Raw genomic sequence first — 2,120 nt, 5'->3', positions numbered from 1 at the left:
TAGTATCATCAGGTGATATATTTTCTGTATTGTTGTATTCATCAATAAAATTATCAAGAAGAGTTTTAATTCTATCTAAATTTCTCTCTATTGATAATTTTTTTTTCTCTTTTTCATTCATCATTTTAATCCTTAATTTAAAAAAGAGGCATTTTGCCTCTTTTTTCGTTAATTATGTTTCTTTTTTCTAGCAATAGCAATTACTCCAGCTAATGAGATTAAGCAAACTGTTCCAAATAATAACATATTGTTATCATCACTAGTTTTTACATTCTTCGCAACTGGCATTAATTCATCATACATTACTACATTTTGTACGTCACCAGTATCTTCGATAGTAAACTGAATTGATTGAGCAATTTGGTAATTAACAGGTGCAATAGTTTCGATTAATGTGTATGTTTCATTAACTGTTAAATTCTTAATTATATGAGGTTCTTTTCCACTAACCCATTCATCAACAATATTACCATTTTTATCTTTTACTTGAAGATGTGCTCCTTCTAATTCTTTTTGTGTTGTAATATCTTGTTTGCTGATTTCTACTTTAGTATCTTCATCAGTCATTGTTAAATTAACATTTTTGTCTGTTCCAGCAACAAATTTTTGCTCTGGAGCTGTAGCATATCCATCAGGAGTTTTACTTTCTCTTAAGATATACTCTTGACCACTAATTAAATTTTGAATTAAATGAGTTGTTTCATTACCATTGATATCAATGTTATGATAAACAGTTTCATTATCAGTTTGAATCATAATAGTATAATCATCATGATTACTGTTTGGAGTAATTTTATAAGTTATTTTATTTTCTGATTCATTGTATGTACCAGTTACTGTATTACCATTTTCTAATTCTGTTCTAATTTCATCAGTAATATCAAATATGTGTTGACCAGTAGTCCATTTATCAACTATATTTTTAGTTTTAGTAGAAACGATTTCTAATTCTGCTCCTTGTAACAGTGAACCATCTTCTTTTAATTTTGATACTGTTGTAATAGTATCAACTATATGAACTTTTTGTATTTCGCCATTACTAACTGTAAATTCAACATCATTTGCTAAATTATATCCAAGTGGAGCTAAATCCTCATGGAAATAATATTTTCCATCTTTAAGTCCGTCGATTTGAATAGGTTGATCTGATGTTGTGAACTCATAAACAACATTTTTTTCATCATCTAAAATTTGAACAAAAGCACCAACTATTGCTTCTCCACCAACATCGGTTTTACTAAATTCTGTTTTAGTTATTTCATTGTTGATATCTAATGAAGTAGTATATGTTAGGGTAACAAAATCTTGTTGAGTAAAGGTTACTGTCTTCATCTCATCATCAAATACAAAACCATCTGGACATTCAATTTCTTCTATATTATAGCTTCCCATTGGCATACCAGTTAGTTCTAATTTTCCATTTTCATCAGGTGTATAAATTCCATTTCCTAATTCATTTCCTGAAATTAGTTTAACATAATCTTCACTTGAGCCTTTTCCAGAACCAGTAGTAATAGCATCTCCTTTTTCATATAGTTTTTGGTTTGTGACACTATCATTTATTTTTTCACTTGCAGTTATTTTGAATTTAACTTTTGAAAAATCATAATCTGCAAGATTAATATTATCTGATTGTTCTAGCTGTTTATTTATAATTAAATTTCCAACTGGTCTTAAATTATTGACAACAACTTCCTCAGTAGTTTCATTTGAATTTATAGTTACTTTAAATGTTTTAGTAATTGCAACATGTCCAGGTGGAACTACTGTTTCAGTTAATATATATTCACCTACTGGTAGATTATTTGCAGTAATTTGTCCATCTTTCACTTTTAAATCAATAGAATAATCTAAACTTGTATGTTTTAGATTGAATTCTGAACCGTCAATAAGTTCTCCAGTGTCATTTGTTTTAGTTAATTTCAAACTACCAGTATCCATCCAATCAATATTTAATTTAGCTCTTTGAGGATCTTTAACTAAAGATAATGTTCCTTCAGATTGATAATTTGCATATCCTTGTATTACCAAAGGAGCATATTTTAATAAGTTATTTGCAGTTAACCAATCACTAGAATAGTTTTCTGTTACTGTTAGTGGAGCACTTAAATAGAATGTAT

General features: G+C 28.2%; 1 protein-coding gene. It reads right to left on the bottom strand.

Annotated features, from left to right (window positions below; translation table 11 throughout):
- Positions 1–168 precede the first annotated feature (168 nt).
- A partial coding sequence (locus B5E92_RS15585; RefSeq protein ID WP_087303519.1) for a SpaA isopeptide-forming pilin-related protein occupies positions 169–2,120 on the bottom strand: 1,952 nt, incomplete at its 5' end.

Origin of the sequence: Erysipelatoclostridium sp. An15, from assembly GCF_002160675.1 — a bacterium.
GTDB lineage: Bacteria > Bacillota_I > Bacilli_A > Erysipelotrichales > Coprobacillaceae > Thomasclavelia > Thomasclavelia merdavium.
This window is presented reverse-complemented; position numbering and strand designations above follow the sequence as displayed.